At 68.4% G+C, this 17,140-nt stretch carries 13 protein-coding genes and 1 pseudogene; 11 read left to right on the top strand and 3 right to left on the bottom strand.

Annotation, left to right across the window (positions count from 1 at the left end; translation table 11 throughout):
* The 11 genes and pseudogenes from H0B54_RS15915 to H0B54_RS15865 all read left to right on the top strand — a co-directional run.
* Nucleotides 1-2,721, top strand: a 2,721-nt coding sequence (locus H0B54_RS15915; RefSeq protein ID WP_188261135.1) for a DUF4347 domain-containing protein, incomplete at its 5' end; no start/stop codon positions are given.
* 423 nt (nucleotides 2,722-3,144) lie between these two features.
* Nucleotides 3,145-5,442: a DUF4347 domain-containing protein gene (locus H0B54_RS15910; protein WP_188261134.1), complete on the top strand. Its 2,298-nt coding sequence runs from the start codon at nucleotides 3,145-3,147 to the stop codon at nucleotides 5,440-5,442.
* Between the two features lie 163 nt (nucleotides 5,443-5,605).
* Nucleotides 5,606-6,613 (top strand): AAA family ATPase, encoded by a 1,008-nt coding sequence (locus tag H0B54_RS15905; protein ID WP_247895277.1) that lies wholly within the window; start codon nucleotides 5,606-5,608, stop codon nucleotides 6,611-6,613.
* Nucleotides 6,603-7,490, top strand: coding sequence for a ParB/RepB/Spo0J family partition protein (locus tag H0B54_RS15900; RefSeq protein ID WP_188261133.1), 888 nt, complete (start codon nucleotides 6,603-6,605; stop codon nucleotides 7,488-7,490). The genes H0B54_RS15905 and H0B54_RS15900 overlap by 11 nt, the downstream gene beginning before the upstream one ends.
* 503 nt (nucleotides 7,491-7,993) lie before the next feature.
* Entirely contained in the window at nucleotides 7,994-9,391 is a 1,398-nt protein-coding gene (locus tag H0B54_RS15895; protein ID WP_246472551.1) for a bifunctional class I SAM-dependent methyltransferase/glycosyltransferase family 2 protein, read from the top strand.
* Nucleotides 9,392-10,200: 809 nt separating this feature from the next.
* Nucleotides 10,201-10,665 carry a YbhB/YbcL family Raf kinase inhibitor-like protein gene (locus tag H0B54_RS15890; RefSeq protein ID WP_188261131.1) on the top strand — a complete coding sequence of 155 codons (465 nt, stop codon included), beginning with the start codon at nucleotides 10,201-10,203 and terminating at the stop codon, nucleotides 10,663-10,665.
* A 55-nt stretch (nucleotides 10,666-10,720) separates the two neighbouring features.
* Nucleotides 10,721-11,266, top strand: a complete 546-nt coding sequence (locus H0B54_RS15885; protein ID WP_188261130.1) for a DUF2267 domain-containing protein — start codon at nucleotides 10,721-10,723, stop codon at nucleotides 11,264-11,266.
* 29 nt (nucleotides 11,267-11,295) lie between these two features.
* A complete protein-coding gene (locus tag H0B54_RS15880) occupies nucleotides 11,296-11,487 on the top strand; it encodes a ComEA family DNA-binding protein (protein ID WP_211109397.1) in 192 nt (63 codons plus the stop codon).
* Between the two features lie 41 nt (nucleotides 11,488-11,528).
* Complete coding sequence (locus tag H0B54_RS29825; RefSeq protein WP_094305514.1) at nucleotides 11,529-11,711, top strand: hypothetical protein; 183 nt, start codon at nucleotides 11,529-11,531, stop codon at nucleotides 11,709-11,711.
* A gap of 37 nt (nucleotides 11,712-11,748) precedes the next feature.
* Nucleotides 11,749-12,210, top strand: a pseudogene (locus tag H0B54_RS15870) (transposase); the annotation flags it as partial.
* Nucleotides 12,211-12,588: 378 nt separating this feature from the next.
* A complete protein-coding gene (locus H0B54_RS15865; protein ID WP_188261128.1) occupies nucleotides 12,589-13,695 on the top strand; it encodes a tyrosine-type recombinase/integrase in 1,107 nt (368 codons plus the stop codon).
* A gap of 166 nt (nucleotides 13,696-13,861) precedes the next feature.
* Here H0B54_RS15865 and pgmG read toward each other — a convergent pair whose 3' ends face one another.
* From pgmG to H0B54_RS15850, 3 genes are all read right to left on the bottom strand, one after another.
* A complete protein-coding gene (pgmG, locus tag H0B54_RS15860) occupies nucleotides 13,862-15,265 on the bottom strand; it encodes a phosphoglucomutase/phosphomannomutase PgmG (RefSeq protein ID WP_188261127.1) in 1,404 nt (467 codons plus the stop codon).
* A 33-nt stretch (nucleotides 15,266-15,298) separates the two neighbouring features.
* The gene (locus tag H0B54_RS15855; protein WP_188261126.1) at nucleotides 15,299-16,621 is read right to left on the bottom strand and encodes a UDP-glucose dehydrogenase family protein; all 1,323 of its coding nucleotides are present in this window, start codon (nucleotides 16,619-16,621) and stop codon (nucleotides 15,299-15,301) included.
* A 216-nt stretch (nucleotides 16,622-16,837) separates the two neighbouring features.
* Nucleotides 16,838-17,134 carry a hypothetical protein gene (locus tag H0B54_RS15850; protein WP_145689746.1) on the bottom strand — a complete coding sequence of 99 codons (297 nt, stop codon included), beginning with the start codon at nucleotides 17,132-17,134 and terminating at the stop codon, nucleotides 16,838-16,840.
* Nucleotides 17,135-17,140 lie beyond the last annotated feature (6 nt).

The following is a 17,140-nucleotide window of genomic DNA, read 5'->3' as shown; positions in this document are numbered from 1 at the left end:
CTCGCCGCCCGCCCGTCCGTCCTGCATCTGGTCGCCCATGGCGAGCCGGGACGGGTCCTGATCGGCGCCCAGCCGCTGGACGCGCAATCGCTGCTCGACCGCTCCTGGCCGGACGCGCGCGGCACCGAGATCCACATCCACGCCTGCCATGCCGGTGCGGGCGAGGCGGGCCGCCTGCTCCTCGACCGCTTGGCCGCCGCCACGGGTGCGGTGGTCGCCGCCTCCTCGGGGCCGGTCGGCCCGGCGGAGCGGGGAGCCTCCTGGAAGCTCGATGTGCGCACCGCGCCCGTGTTCACCCCCTCCCCCTTCGCCGGGGTCGAGGGCGTCGGAGCGCGCGGCTGGGCCCACGAGCTGGCCGTCACCGGCACCCCGACCGACGGCAACGACACGCTGACCAGCGATGACGCGGCGGACAACATCAACGGCGGGGCCGGAAACGACATCCTGTTCGGCAACGGCGGCAACGACACGCTGGTCGGCGGGGTCGGCCACGACACCATGGACGGCGGCGCCGGTGCCGACGTGTTCGACGGCGGCGACGGCTTCGACGTCGTCACCTACGAGAACGCCACTTCCGGCATGGTCATCGACATCGGCAACCCGGCGAACAGCACGGGCGACGCCGCGGGCGACAGCTTCTCGGGCATCGAGCGCTGGATCGGCTCCAACTACGCCGACACCATGGTGGCCGGAAACGACCCCGTGTGGTTCTGGGGCCATGCGGGCGACGATGTGGAGATCGGCGGGGCCGGCAACGACACGATGGAGAGCGGCGACGGCAACGACACCGTCTATGGCGGTGCCGGCGACGACCGCATCTACAGCCGCGCCGACAACGACGTGCTCTATGGCGAGGACGGCAACGACCTGATCTACGGCGGCTGGGGCAACGACATGCTCGACGGCGGCGCCGGCAACGACACCCTGTTCGGCGAAGGCGACGCCGACACCATCAACGGCGGTGACGGCGACGACAGCCTGGACGGCGGCCAGGGCAACGACCTGATGAACGGCGGCGCCGGCAACGACACGCTGGTCGGCGGCATCGGCCACGACACCATGGAGGGCGGCGCCGGTGCCGACGTCTTCGACGGCGGCGACGGCTTCGACGAGGTGACCTACGCGAACTCGACCGCGGGTGTCGTTCTGGATCTGCGCAACCCGGCGAACAGCACGGGCGACGCCGCGGGCGACAGCTTCACCAACATCGAGCGCTGGATCGGCAGCGAGTTCGACGACCGGCTGGTCGGCAACGACAACGGCGTCTGGTTCTGGGGCCACGGCGGCAACGATGTCGAGATCGGCGGCGCCGGCAACGACACGATGGAAAGCGGCATCGGCAACGACACGATCTACGGCGGTGGCGGCGACGACCGGGCCTTCGGACGGGCCGACGACGACATGCTGTACGGCGAGGCCGGCAACGACCTGCTGGCCGGCGGCGGCGGCAACGACATGCTCGACGGCGGCACCGGCAACGACACGCTGATCGGTGACTGGGGCGTCGACACGATGGTCGGCGGCGACGGCGACGACGTCTTCTACAGCGGCGCGCACGATCCCCTGCCGGAGGCCGACGTCATCCAGGGTGGGGCCGGCAACGACACCTTCATCATCGCGGCGCAGAGCGACGCCGGTACGGTCTCCTACGACGGTGGCGACGGCACCGACACGCTGCGCATCAGCTCCGACAACGTCGCCGATCCGGAAAACAAGATCACCACGGCAACGCCGCAGATCGACATTTCCGGCATGACCCTGGCCAGTGTGGAAAGGCTGGAGCTGGTCGGCAGCGTCCGCCACGCGGTGACGATGACCACCGCCCAGGCCAATGGATTCACCAGCGGCATCATCGGGGCCACCGGCGGCGACGTCTTCACCATCACGGGCACGGCGATGGCCGGCACGGTTACCGCCGGCAACGGCGGCCAGCTCACCGCCGGGCAGGTCCAGGCGGAGACGGTGAACGGTGTCACCCTGCTGCACATCGGCACCGACGCCACGGCGGGCGCCGACGTCACCCTGCGCTTCGCCGGGGGCTTCACGGCGGACCAGTTCCAGGTCAGCGGCAGCGGGATCACCCTGAGCGGGACTCCCTCGACCCCGCCGACCACCGAGCCTCCCACCACGACTCCCCCGACCACCACCCCGCCGACGACGGAGCCGCCGGTGGACAACCGTCCCTTCGCGTCGATGCAGCGCACGGTGGGCGGCGTGACGGAGGACGTGAAGGCCTACGCCTACGACGGTCCGGTTTCCGGTCTGCAGTGGAGCTTCCTGGGCGACGACCGCGGCGAGGTGCTGGGCGGGTCCGACGGCAACGACTTCCTGAACCTGCTGGGCGGCGACGATGCGGCGGCTGGCGGGGTGGGCGACGACGTGCTGGACGGCGGCGCGGGCTCCAACTGGCTGATCGGCGGCTCGGGCAAGGACACCTTCTTCGTCGACGCCCGTGGGGGTGCGACGACCTGGTCCACCGTCACCGACCTGGAACAGGGCGAGTGGTCCACCCTGTGGGGCTACAAGGAGGGCGTCTCCAAGCTGTCCTGGGAGGAGATGGGCGGCGCCGACGGCTACAAGGGCGCCACGGTCCGTTGCGACATCGACGGCAACGGCACCATCGATGCCAGCATGACCTTCACCGGCAAGGCCGTGGGCGCGATGAGCATGACCACCGGTTCGGTGGGAGACCAAAGCTACATCGCCTTCATCAACCTGTGATCCGAGAACCTGTGATCTGAGACGGCCTGCCAAGCGCCGGCCCGGAGACCGCTCCGGGCCGGCTTTTTTTTCTGGATGGCCTGCCCTGACGACCTTGTCGGGTGGGGTTAGCCCGCTTTGGAGCGCTATCCCTCGAAATTTCAGACTGAGGTCTCCATGTTTTCCTCAATCACCTCTTGATGGGCAAGAACCTTATCTGTCCTTCATAATACGTCGCGCGATCATATGAATAACGAGATTTGTATTATCAAGTAAGATGATGGACTTGTTAAGTTATCATGATGACGACGTGTTATTTCTTCTTGGGCAATTGCGGGATGCATCTCCGAAGGCGCATGTGAATGGGTGTCGCGCTACCCCGTATCCGTGAACGATGCGACCGGGCGCCCCAGCGATCACAACAAAATCCACGGAGAGTCTCCCTTGACCGAAGTCATCATCGCGGACGCTGGACTTGAGGATCTCGACGGGCTGCTCAGCCGCCGCCGTTCCGACGTCCAGGTCACACTCGTCTCCGCCGCCGACGATGGCCACGCCGTGCTGGCCGCGGCCCTCGCCGCCCGCCCGTCCGTCCTGCATCTGGTCGCCCATGGCGAGCCGGGACGGGTCCTGATCGGCGCCCAGCCGCTGGACGCGCAATCGCTGCTCGACCGCTCCTGGCCGGACGCGCGCGGCACCGAGATCCACATCCACGCCTGCCATGCCGGTGCGGGCGAGGCCGGCCGCCTGCTCCTCGACCGCCTGGCCGCCGCCACGGGTGCGGTGGTCGCCGCCTCCTCGGGGCCGGTCGGCCCGAACGCGCTGGACGCCTCCTGGGCGCTCGACCAGAGCACCGCGCCGGTCTCCACCCCCTCCCCCTTCGCCGGGGTCGAGGGCTGGGCTCATGTGCTGGCCGTCACCGGCACCCCGACGGCGGGTCCCGACCTGCTCACCGGCGACGATGAGCCGGACACCATCGATGGTGGCGCGGGGAACGACACCCTGATCGGCGGCGGCGGCAACGACGTGCTGATCGGCGGTGCGGGAGCCGACGTGCTGAACGGTGGCGACGGCTTCGACCAGGCGTCCTACGACAACGCGACCTCCGGCATCGTGCTGGACCTGCTGAACCCGGGCAACAGCACGGGCGACGCCGCGGGCGACAGCTTCATCGACGTCGAGCGCTGGGTCGGCTCCAACTTCGACGACACCATGGTGGCCGGCAACGACCCCGTGTGGTTCTGGGGGCATGACGGCGCTGACTCGCTGGTCGGCGGAGCCGGCGACGACACGCTGGAGAGCGGCAGCGGCAACGACACCGTCCATGGCGGGGCCGGCAACGACCAGATCTTCGGGCGCGCCGACGACGACATGCTCTACGGCGACGACGGCGACGACCTGCTGGTCGGCGGCGGCGGCAAGGACAGCCTGATGGGCGGGGCCGGCAACGACACGCTGGTCGGTGACTGGGACGCCGACACGATGATCGGCGGCGACGGCGACGACGTCTTCTACAGCGGCGAACACGGCACCATGGACGAGGCCGACGTCATCCAGGGCGGCGCCGGCAACGACACCTTCATCGTCGCCGCGCAGGGCGATGCCGGCTCGGTCTCCTACGACGGTGGCGATGGCACCGACACGCTGCGCATCAGCTCCGACGACGTGACCGATCCGGAATGGAAGGTCACCACGGCGACGCCGCAGATCGACATCTCCGGCATGACCCTGGCCAGCGTGGAGAATCTCGAACTGGTCGGCAGCGCCCGCCACACGGTGACGATGACCACCGCCCAGGCCAACGGCTTCACCAGCGGCATCACCGGTGCCGTGGTGGGCGATGCCTTCACCATCACCGGCACGGCGATGACCGGGACGGCCACCGCCGGCAACGGCAGCCAGCTCACCGCCGGGCAGGTCCAGGCGGAGACGGTGGACGGCGTCACCTTCCTGCGCATCGGCACCGACGCCACGGCGGGCGCCGACGTCACGCTGCGCTTCGTCGGCAGCTTCACCGCCGGGCAGTTCCAGCTCAGCGGAAGCACCGTCACGCTGGTGGATGCTCCGCCCACCACCACGCCGCCGACTACGGAACCCCCCACCACGGAGCCCCCGACCACCACGCCGCCGACCACCGAGCCTCCCACCACGACTCCCCCGACCACCACCCCGCCGACGACGGAGCCGCCGGTGGACAACCGTCCCTTCGCGTCGATGCAGCGCACGGTGGACGGCGTGACGGAGGACGTGAAGGCCTACGCCTACGATGGTCCGTTCTCGGGTCTGCAGTGGAGTTTCCTGGGCGACGGCCGCGGCGAGGTGCTGGGCGGGTCCGACGGCAACGACTTCCTGAACCTGCTGGGCGGCGACGACGCAGCCTGGGGCGGGGCGGGTGACGACGTGCTGGACGGCGGCGCGGGCTCCAACTGGCTGATCGGCGGCTCGGGCAAGGACACCTTCTTCGTCGACGCCCGTGGGGGTGCGACGACCTGGTCCACCGTCACCGACCTGGAACAGGGCGAGTGGTCCACCCTGTGGGGCTATCAGGAGGGCGTCTCCAAGCTGTCCTGGGAGGAGATGGGCGGCGCCGACGGCTACAAGGGTGCCACGGTCCACTGCGACATCGACGGCAACGGCACCGTCGACGCCAGCATGACCTTCACCGGCAAGGCCGTGGGCGCGATGAGCATGACCACCGGTTCGGTGGACGGCCAGAACTACGTGGCCTTCATCAACCTGTGATCTGAGACGGCCTGCCAAGCGCCGGCCCGGAGAACGCTCCGGGCCGGCTTTTTTTGCGTTGATGCCGACTGTTGATGCAACGGAGGCGACCGTCAACCTTGACCGATTCGGGGCACCGTCGTATCGGTTGAACACGGCAAGCGCATTCGCTGTGGAGGTTGACGTGCGTGGCGAAGACATGAGGCTCCTGCGCGAGGAGCGCAAACTTTCACAGCCGGATTTCGCGGCTTGGCTGAACGAGCGGCTGGAGCGGCGCTACGACCGGTCCAAGATTTCCCGATGGGAAAGCAACAGCGAGAAGATCCCCGATGCGGTCGTCCGTTTCCTGCTGAAGGAGACGGCGGTGGTGGACGGCCAGCACGGCCCGGCGCTGGTCGTCTGTCTCGCCAACCAGAAGGGCGGGGTCGGCAAGACCACCTGCACGGTCAACACCGCCAGCATCCTGGCGCGCGAGGGCTACCGCGTGCTCATCATCGACGCCGATCCGCAGGCCAACGCCACGGCGCATCTCGGCATCGACCTGATCGAGTATGAGGAGGGCCGGCGCAAATCGCTCGCCCATGTGCTGCGCGAGGAGGTCGCCGTCGAGGACATCGTGGTCCCTGTCGGCGACATCGGGCTGGAGATCGCCCCGTCGAGCATCGAGCTGGCGTCGGTCGAGGTGGAACTGACCGCCGACCCCAGCGGTCCGATGGCCCTGCGGGAGCGGTTGCAGGACGCGCGGGCCGCCTACGACTTCATCTTCATCGACTGTCCGCCGAACCTCGGCCAGTGCACGGCCAACGGGCTGGTGGCGTCGGACGTCATCGTGATCCCCTGCCAGACCGAATATCTGTCCTCCATCGGCGTGAACCACCTGCTGAAGACGATCAACAAGCTGAAGCGGCGCTGCCACCCCAGCCTCGCCGTCCTGGGCATCCTGCCGACCATGCACAACGCCCGCCTGAACCAGCATCAGGTGACCCTGGAGCAGCTTCACAGCGCGCTGGGCGGCACGCTACGCATCTTCCCGCCGGTGCCGCGGGCGACCATTTACGGCGACGCCGCGCTTGCCGGCCGCGCCGCTCTGGAGGCGGTGCCCGACGCGCCGGGTGCGTCCTCCTACCGCGCGCTCGCCGACGCCATTGCCGCGGAACGCCACAAGCGCGTGGAGGTGGCCAATGTCGCGTAAGCTCGGGACCGGGAACCTCGCCCGGCTGAACGCCATGAGCCGCGGCGCGCTCGCCGTCTTCGCGGAGCCGGAGCAGGGCGTGAAGCTCGTCTACCCGGATGTGGAGTGGATCGAGGCCAACCCCGACCAACCGCGCCGCCGCTTCGACGAGGCGGACCTTGCCGCGCTGACCGAGTCCATCCGCAAACACGGCCTGCAACAGCCGATCGGTGTGCGGGAGTTGGGGCCGAGCCGCTTCCAACTCGTCTTCGGGGAGCGGCGCTTGCGTGCGGTCCGCGCGCTCGGCCAGCAGACGGTCCCCTGCATCCTGGTGCCGGACGGCATCGACACCGCCGAGGTGGCGGTGGTGGAAAACGTGCTGCGCGCCGACCTGACGCCCTTCGAAGAGGCAGACGCCTTCGTGGCGCTTGTCGAGCGGCACGGTTATTCCCACGCCGACCTTGGCCAGATCATGGGGCGTGATCGGGCCGAGATCACCCGGACCATCGCCCTGACGAAGGTGTCCGCCGCGGTGCGGGAGCGGTATGAGAACGCCCCCAGGAAGCTCGCGCGCTACAAGCTGTACCAGGTCGCCGCCCTCGACGATCCGGATGCACAGCTGCGCCTGTGGGACTCGCTGGTCAGCGAACCCCTGCCCGCCGCCCAGTCCCAGGCCGGGAATGGCGGCTCACCGGTGCAACGGACGGCCCGCCGGGAGGACGAGCCCGAGGTCGTGCTGAGCGCCTTCAGCCTGCGCGTGTCCCGCAACATCCTGCGGACACGGGAAGCCCTGCAGGCGTTCCAGGAAAAGCCGAAGCGGCTGGACGGCGTGGACCGCGAGGTTTTGCGCGCGCTGCGCACCACCATCGACGCCATCCTGGACGGCGACCCGGAGTGACAGGCGGCGGTGAGAATTCTCACCGTTATTCTTTTCTGGACATAACGGTGAGAATTCTCACCGCCTGCCAATCACCTTCTTCGGCGGCAACGCCCCGGAACCTCGTGTCTCGGAGCCAACAGCTCGATAGCCAATGTTCCGGCTCCGGAGGGGCAGTCACGACGGTGGATCGCCGCATCGCGCCACTTTCCTGAAGGTCCGCGGTGCAGCTGCGGGGTGAAAAGCCCCCGCTTGTGTCCTCTGGGAACCGTTTCCACACCTCGGTTGCATTTTGCCGTGATCGGTATCACTGTGGCGCCCGCCCGTTGGACTGTCGTCCGGACCACCGGCCTTTGCCGGCTGCCGTGCTTGGCTTGCCCAGTTCGGCGGAGGCCCGGTTGCTTCCGAACACGTTGTCACGGACCGTATTCATGACTGTTGAAAGTTTCGAGGGCACTGCAGCCGGTGCTCCCACCCGAACCGGTGACGCAGCTTCCCTGTCGCCCCGTCAGGAGAGCGTGCGGATGCTGTTCGACAGCCTTGCTCCCGAGCGCGACCGCTGGGTCGAGCGCAACCGGGCCTTCCATGAGGCCGACCGCGCCTATCTGCGTTTCCTTATTCCGGAAAACGCGTCGGTCCTGGAGATCGGTTGCGGCACGGGCGACACGCTGGCCTTCCTGGAGCCGTCGCGCGGGGTCGGCATCGACCTCAGCCCGGCGATGATCGAACGGGCACGGCAGCGCCATCCGGGCTTGGAGTTCCACACCGGCAACGCGGAGGACCCCGCCGTCCTGGCGGGGGTCGAGGGACGCTTCGACGTCATCCTGCTGTCCGACACCGTCGGCTTCCTCGATGACATCGAGGAGACGCTGCGCCAGCTCCATCGCTTCGCCACGCCGCAGACGCGCATCATCGTCAGCTACCATTCCCGCCTGTGGGAACCGGTGCTGGCCGCCGCCGAGCGGCTCGGCCTGAAGATGCCGCAGGGGCAAATGAATTGGCTGTCCAGCGCCGACATCGCCGGTCTGCTGACCCTGGCCGGCTGGCAGCCGGTGAAGCGCGAATGGCGGCAACTCGTGCCGCGCCGGCTGCTCGGTCTCGGCACGCTCATCAACCGCAGCATCGCCCCGTTGCCGGGAGTCCGGAAACTCTGCCTGCGCAATTATGTCGTGGGGCGTCCGATCGCCAGGGAGCAGGAGCGGCAGCCGTCCTGCACCGTGCTGATTCCCTGCCGGAACGAGCGCGGCAACATCGAGAACGCCATCCGCCGCATGCCGCGCTTCTGCCCTGATCTGGAGGTGATCTACGTCGAGGGCAACAGTCAGGACAACACCTACGAGGAATGTCTGCGTGTCCAGGCCGCCTATCCGGACTGGGACATCAAGGTCATGAAGCAGCCGGGCAAGGGAAAGGGCGATGCGGTGAGAGCCGGCTTCGCCGCGGCGCGGGGCGACATCCTGATGATCCTCGACGCCGACCTGACCGTGCCGCCGGAAAGCCTGCCGAAATTCTACCGCGCCATCGCGTCCGGGCAGGGAGAGTTCATCAACGGAACCCGGCTGGTCTATCCGATGGCCGATGAGGCCATGCGCTTCCTGAACTGGATCGCCAACCGCGCCTTCGCCCGCATCTTCTCCTTCCTGCTGAACACGCGCTTCACCGACACGCTGTGCGGCACGAAGGTGCTGTGGAGGCGCGATTACGACCAGATCGTCGCCAATCGCCATTACTTCGGCGATTTCGATCCGTTCGGTGACTTCGACCTGATTTTCGGCGCGTCCAAGCTGAATCTGGAGATCGTCGAGGTGCCGATCCGCTACGCCGACCGCAGCTACGGCGAGACGCAGATCAGCCGTTTCACCCATGGCTGGCTGCTTCTGCGGATGGTGCTGTTCGCCTGGAAAAAGCTGAAGGCGCTTTGATCCTGTCAGGCAACGCGAAGGCCTGCCCCATCTGAAAAGCGGGGGACATGCCAGACCGCGATGGGCCAGACCGCGATGGCGAAGCGGCCGTCGCGGCAGGGGCGGGGCGTATCATCACGGCGATGCGCCCGCCGTTCCCTCACCCGATCATCCTGGGTGACGGTAACGATTCCTTCCACGAATTCACATCAGCCATTTGAGGCCGGGCTCCCGATCACCGGCACGTGCAAGGAATCGGGCATGGGTGGCTCGGTAAAGCGCTGGGCCGCATGACGGCTGCCCGCTATCCGAACCGCGTGGATTGGCCGCTCTCATGGAAGCGCCTGTCGTGCGGCATCACTGAGGCCTTCGGTAGGGGATCTCCCTGAGGCACACGCCGGATGGCCGCCCGGCGATGCGGCACGATATTTCGTGGCGTGAGTGCGGGAGAGCGGGTGTGCAGCGACCTCGTCCAGCGGCGTCAATCCCGGCGTTCCTCGACCCCCCTGCCACGCTGTCGAGGGTGACGACCGCCTCCGAAGCATGATCTGCACACCGCCGCTGAAGGCCCTCCACCGGCGGAAAGCTCGACCCCGGACCTCCGGCTCACCGCCCCACGGCAGGCCGGAGGATCTCAGTCCACAGGCACGTTCGGGAGCATCCAATGGGCGTTTGCGTGAAGCGAGAATGGCTGCGTGAGGCACCGGGGGCATCCGCCGAGGGGAAGCCCTCCTCCGAGCTCCAGCAACGGCCGGCTGTCCGCAGCAAGGTTCCGGATCAGCCGCAGGAACGAGACGAATCGCGCGGTGAAAACACGAGGGACCGGTAGCATGCCGTTCGCTCTATACAGCCCGGCCTTCCCAAACGGGCAGACGATCCCGTCAAGGCACACGGCGGATGGCGACAACATCTCGCCACCGCTGGAATGGAGGGATGCCCCCGCCGGCACCCGCAGCTATGCCCTGATCGTCGAGGACCCCGATGCGCCACGCGGCGTTTTCCATCATTGGGCCGTCTACAACGTAGCCGGCGACCGCGACCGCCTGCCCGAGGGCGTCACCGCGGGCGCCAAGACCGAAAGCCTGGGGCACGGGATCAACGATTATGGCCACGCGCATTACGACGGCCCCAATCCCCCCCGCGGGCACGCCGCGCACCATTACCGCTTCCTCCTGATGGCGTTGGACGTGGACGCGCTCGGCCTCGGGCCCAACGCGACGGTTGACGAGGTGCGCAAGGAGGCCGGCAAACATCTGCTGGGCGAAGCCGAACTGGTCGGCACCTACGCGCACTAGCGCTTCGGCCCGCCAAAAGCCGCAAAGAACGCGACAGCCGATACGGAGGACAAGAATGGACAGACCAGCCGCGATCAACCGGACGGTCCAGGAAGCCGACATCTGGCTCAACGAACTCCTTGAGGACATGCAGGCCGCGAGCAAGGACACCGCCTATGCGTCCCTGCGGGCCGTTCTCCACGAACTGCGCGACCGGCTGACGGTCGATGAGGCGGCACAGCTCGCGGCACAGCTGCCGATGCTCGTCTGCGGCCTCTATTTCAACAGCTGGAAACCCGCGGCCAACCCCACGCGGGTGCGGACCGTCCAGGAATTCCTGGACGGCGTGCGCGACCGGGCTCCCGGCCACGAGGAGATCGATCCGGACCTGGCGACGCGGTGCGTCTTCGCGCTGCTCGCCCGCCATGTCTCGCCGGGCGAAATCGACGATGTCATCCGGCAGCTTCCCATGGAACTGCGCGCCCTGTGGACCTCTCCGCGCGCGGAGCGCAGCGCCATTGCGGAAGCCGCGTTGACGCTGGTGGAAATCGACCGTGGGACGGTCCTCGACGAGGATGCCGGCCGGGCCTCGCCGACACCGCCGACGGAGGTGTCGCGCTGACGCTTTGCGAGGGAACCATGAACAGGACGTTGAAAGTCGACATCAACCGCGCGAGTAAGGAGCAGTTGCTGTCGATCCCGGGCATCGGCGAAGAGCAGGCCGCCGCCATCATCGACTACCGCAAGACGCACGGCCGCTTTCGCCGCGTCGAAGAGATCGCCCTCGCCACGACACTGCCGGGCGTCACCATTGACGACCTGCTCGACCGGGTCGAGGTGTGAGACGCAGACGGATCTTGAACAGACTTTGAGAGGAGACAGCCATGACCGAAGACGACGACCATCTCCGTCGCAAGGCCGTCAGCGGCAGCAAGAGCCGGCCGAACGACCGGGACGGCGGTGATCACATCCGCCAGGCGCAGGAATGGAACGGCGGGTCGAAGGGCCGCAAGGGGCCGATCACGCCCAAGGACAAGCGGAACCCGAACACCAGCGTCAAGAGCTGATCGTCGACCGTTCGCCCGGCCTGAGCGACACGCCACTCAACGGTACGGCATCGAGGAACAATGGGGCACAAAGAGGCGGCGCTCCTGGCGAGCCTTGCACATTGGCCTGAGCGCGGGCAGCGGCCGCATCCTCGCCGCCACGCTGACCGACCGTGGTGTTGATGACGTTTCCCAAGTCGCCCGGTTGCTCAATCAGATCTCCGGGCCGGTGGCCTCTGTGACCGGTGACGGCGCGTACGACCGGACCGGGGTCTGCGCGTCTGTGCACAAGCGCCACGGCCGAGACGGTGCCGACCCAGCGCGACCACACATCCAGACGATCACGGAGAAAGGCCGCATGGCTTGGCAGCGGGCCGGCGGGTACAGCAGGCGGGCTGGTGTTGAGAGCCAAATGGCGCGCTGGAAGGGTATCCTCGGGGACGCGCTGCGTTTCCATTCCGACGCGGTGCTCAACCGCATGCTTGGTCTTGGACGCCCGAACTCCGTCCGCGTCGCCTGATCAGCGGTAAGGCTGGGGCGCTCTGGTACCTCGCCCGCCTCGCTGCAACACACCGTCTCAAATGGCTGAAGTGTGAATTCGTGGAAGGAATCGTTACCGTCTCCCATCATGGGAGTGTCGGCGTCCCAGGCATGCCGGAGCCATGCCCCCGACGCTTTCGTTGGCACGAACGATGATACTGTTTCATGATTTTGCTTCCGTGAGTGAGTGGTCTGTTGCCTCTCTCCGCGATTGATAGCCATCATGTCCTTAGGCATGGTGCAGCATGCCGGCTTCATTCCGTCCGACAAGAGGCATTTCCGGACGGAACCCTTGCGTGCGGCGCCGCGATCCCGCATCCTCCGCGCGAACCCCCCGCCCTCGCCGTCGGGAAGCCCGATGCCGCACGACACGCCGGACGATCCGATCCCCCGCCTTTCCCCGGACGGGATGGGCACCTCATGGCCGGCGCCGGACTCCGGCGTCGCCGTCGAAACCGGGATCTTCGGCCGCCTCGTCGTCCCGGCGGACCCCGCGCGCGCCGCGGAGATCCAGGACCTCGCCCGGCAGGCCGCCGTCTGGGCGACGCGGGCGCGCGGGGAGGGCACGCTGCGCGCCTACCGCTCCGCCTGGACGGCCTACACCGCGTGGTGCGAGCGCCTCGGCTTCGCCCCGCTGACCGGCGCGGCGGACGTCATCGGCATGTATCTGGTGAAGGCGGCCGAACGGCTGACCGTGCCGACGCTGCGCGTCCACCTCGCCGCCATCGCCACCGCCCACCGCCTCGCCGGGGTGCCGGTCGATCTCAAGCACCCGCGCATCGCCCTGGTGCTCGACGGCCTCGCCCGCGGCCAGGCCGACCGCCCGATCCGCCAGGCCGCGCCGATCCTCCTCGACGCCCTGCCGCGCCTGCTCGCGGCGCAGCCCGACGGGCCGCTCGGCCTGCGCAACCGCGCCATGCTGCTGATCGGCTACGGCGCCGCGCTCCGGCGCTCCGAGCTGGTGGCGCTGCGCGTCACCGACGTGGCCCGCCATCCCGACCGCGGCGTCGAGGTGACGGTGCGCCGCTCCAAGACCGACCAGCGCGGGCGCGGCGACGCGGTGGCCATCTGGGCGGCCGCCGACCCGGACCTCTGCGCCCTGCGCGCCCTCGATGCTTGGCTCGCCGCGCGCGGCGCCTTGCGCCCAGAGGACCCGCTGTTCTGCGGCGTGCTGAAGAACGGCGTGGTCACCGGCAAGCCGCTCTCCGACAAGGCGGTGGCCCGGCTGGTCAAGGAGAGCGCCGTCCGGGCCGGGCTGCCCGAGCCGGAGCGCTTCTCCGGCCATTCCCTACGCGCCGGCCTCGCCACCGCGGCGGCCGAGGAGGAGGCCCAGCTCCACGACATCATGCGCCAGACCCGCCACAAGTCCACCGAGGTGGCGCGGCGCTACCTGCGCTCGCGCGACCGCTGGCGCAACAACGTCACCGAGAAGCTTTTCCGCTCATGGGGTGACGGCGGCTCCTGATCGCAACCGCGCGCGTGCCCTTCGATGGTGCCTCGATGGCGCCGGTGTGCTTGCGTGCAGGCCGGCCGGAAACGGTGAGAATTCTCACCGGTCCCTCTTGCGGTCCGCGGGCAAGGAAAAGGCCCTCCCCGCACCCGCAGGGAAGGGCCTTTTCCGGTGGATACCGTCAGTGGGCGCTGCCGCCATCCTCGAAGGAGGGGGCCTGGAGGCCGGACGCCGCCAACTGCGCGACGACCATGTCCTTCAGCCGCTCCAGCCCTTCGGGGGTTCCGGATTCCGCACGGGCCACCAGCACGTCCTGGGTGTTGGAGGCGCGCAGAAGCCACCAGCCGTCCGCCGTCGTCACGCGAACACCGTCGATGTCGTTGACGTTGGCGCCCTCGGCCGTCAGCCGGTCCTTGACCTCCTGCACGACCTGGAACTTGCGCTCCTCGCTCACCTGGAAACGGGTTTCCGGGGTGTTCACCACCGCCGGAAGGCGGTCGCGCAGCTCCGACAGCGGCACGCCGAGCTTGCTGACTAGGCCGATCAGCCGCAGGGCGCAGTACAGCGCGTCGTCGAAGCCGTACCATTTGTCGGCGAAGAAGATGTGGCCCGACATCTCGCCGGCCAGCGGCGAGCCGACCTCGGCCATCTTCGCCTTCAGCAGCGAGTGCCCGGTCTTCCACATCAGCGGATTGCCGCCCAGCCGGGCGATCTCGTCGAACAGCGTCTGGCTGGCCTTCACGTCGGCGATGATGGTGGCGCCGGGATGGTCCTTCAGCACGTCGGCGGCGTAGATCGCCAGCAGCTGGTCGCCCCACACCACGCGGCCCCGGTGATCGATGGCGCCGATGCGGTCGCCGTCGCCGTCGAAGCCGATGCCGATGTCGCAGCCCTTCTCCGCCACCGCGGCCTTCAGATCCACAAGGTTCCGCTCGACCGTGGGGTCGGGATGGTGGTTCGGGAAGGTGCCGTCGATGTCGTCGAACAGCAGGGTGTGCGTGCCCGGCAGACGGGCGGTCAGGCGGCGCAGGATCTCGCCGGTGGCGCCGTTGCCGGCGTCCCAGGCGATCTTCAGGTCGCGGGTGCCGTCATAGTCCTTCAGCAGCCGCTCCACGTAGGCGTCCCGGACGTCGATCCGTTCCGAGGAGCCCTCGCCCGACGCATAGTCGGCCTTGGCGGCGATGACGCCGAGATCGAGGATCTGCCGGCCGTAGACCGGACCCTTTCCCAGCATCATCTTGATGCCGTTGTAGTCCGGCGGGTTGTGGGAGCCGGTGATCATGACGCCGGCCGCCGCCTCGCGGTCGCGGGTGGCGAAATAGAGCATCGGGGTGGGGCCGAGCCCGATGCGCAGGACATGCAGGCCGCAGGCGACCAGCCCCTCCACCAGGGCCGCTTCCAGCTCCGGCGAGGAGAGACGGCCGTCGTAGCCGACGCACACGGTCTTCCCGCCGCCGCGGGCGACCACGGTGCCGAAGGAGCGCCCGACCGCGCGGGCGTCGTCGGGGGTCAGGGTGCTGCCGACGATGCCGCGGATGTCGTATTCGCGCAGCACCGTCGGATGGAACGTGTGGGCCTCGTTCATGGTCTCGACCGACCTCCTTGGAGCGGTTCCGTTTCAGACGTTCTTGGGCTCCGCGGGCCGCCCGATGGAGGAGTAGGCGAAGCCGGCGGCGGCCATGTCGGCGGGATTGTAGATGTTGCGCAGATCGATCATCACCGGGCGCTTCAGCAGCGCCTTGACCCGCTTCAGGTCCAGCGCGCGGAACTCGTTCCATTCCGTCAGGATGGCGACGCAGTCCGCCCCCTCCAGGGCGCCATAGGCGTCCTTCGCCCACTCCACGCCGGGCAGCAGCCGGGCGGCCTCGTGCATGCCGGCGGGGTCGAAGGCGCGCACCGTGGCACCGGCAGCCTGAAGGGCCGGGACGATGTCCAGCGACGGGGCGTCGCGCATGTCGTCGGTGTTGGGCTTGAAGGTGACGCCCAGCACGCCGACGGTCTTGCCGGCCAGCGACCCGTCGCAGGCCGCGACGATGCGCTCGGCCATCCGCTTCTTGCGCGCGTCGTTGATCTCCACCACCGTCTCGACGATGCGCAGGGGGCTGCCCGCCTGCTGGGCGGTGCGCACCAGGGCGAGCGTGTCCTTGGGGAAGCAGGAGCCGCCGTAGCCCGGACCGGGATGCAGGAACTTCTTGCCGATGCGCCCGTCCAGCCCGATGCCGCGGGCCACGTCGTGGACGTTGGCGCCCACCTTCTCGCACAGGTCGGCGATCTCGTTGATGAAGGTGATCTTGGTGGCCAGGAAGGTGTTGGCGGCGTACTTGGTCAGCTCCGCCGTTTCCAGCGAGGTCAGGACGATCGGCGTCTCGATCAGGTAGAGCGGGCGGTAGAGCCGGCGCATCACGTCGGCGGCGCGCTCCGAGGAGGCGCCGATCACCACGCGGTCGGGGCGCATGAAATCGCCGATGGCCGAACCTTCGCGCAGGAATTCCGGGTTGCTGGCCACGTCGAAGTCGGCGTTCGGGTTGGCGCGGCGGATGATCGCCTCCACCTCGCGGCCCGTTCCGACCGGCACGGTCGATTTGTTGACCACCACCGCGTAATGGTCGAGATGGGCGGCGATCTCCTCCGCGGCGGCGTAGACGTAGGAGAGATCGGCATGGCCGTCGCCGCGGCGGGTCGGGGTGCCCACGGCGATGAAGACGGCGTCGGCCCCGGCCATCGCCTCCTTCAGGTCCAGCGTGAAGGACAGCCGCCCGGCGGCGACGTTGCGCGCGACGAGATCGTCCAGCCCCGGCTCGTAGATCGGGATCTCGCCGCGCTTCAGCCGCTCGATCTTGCCGGCGTCCTTGTCCACGCAGGTGACGTGCACGCCGAATTCCGAAAAGCAGGCGCCGGACACCAGCCCGACATAGCCCGTACCGATCATCGCTATGCGCATGAAAGTTCCTTTGCTGAAAGCCACGCGCCCTCGCCCGTCTCCGGAGCGGGAGGCGGTTCCTGGCGTTCAAACGCTGTGCGGTGCGTTTCGGGCCGCTGTCTGGGTGGCCCGGTCCGTTTGCAAGCGGCGGCCGCGGGCCGGACCGGCCCATGGCCGCACGCCGCGTCTCATCGGTGCGATCCGGCCTTCATGAGGCCATCCGGTCGGGGTGCCGCCTCAAATCGCCTGGAGATAGGCGGGGTCGAGGGCGCCGTGGCGGAACGGGATCCAGTCCTTGTGGTCGGCCCGGTACTGCAGGCCGTAGGGATTCTTGAAGAAGATCTTCTGCAGCGGCTGCCCGCCCTCGGCGCGGGTGCGCTCAAGGTCGATCAGGGGGGAAGGGGCGAACACCTTGTCCCACAGCTCGGCGTTGTCCACGTCGCGGCCCGCGTTCTTCACGTAGTCGCGCGCGGCGTCGCTCAGTTGCCAGGCCTCTTCGACCATCGCGTAATAGTCCACAGTACCCTCGGCCATGACCCT

Origin of the sequence: Azospirillum tabaci (assembly GCF_014596085.1) — a bacterium.
Lineage (GTDB): Bacteria > Pseudomonadota > Alphaproteobacteria > Azospirillales > Azospirillaceae > Azospirillum > Azospirillum tabaci.
Note: the sequence above shows the minus strand (reverse complement) of the source record. Positions and strands in the feature narration are given on the sequence as shown.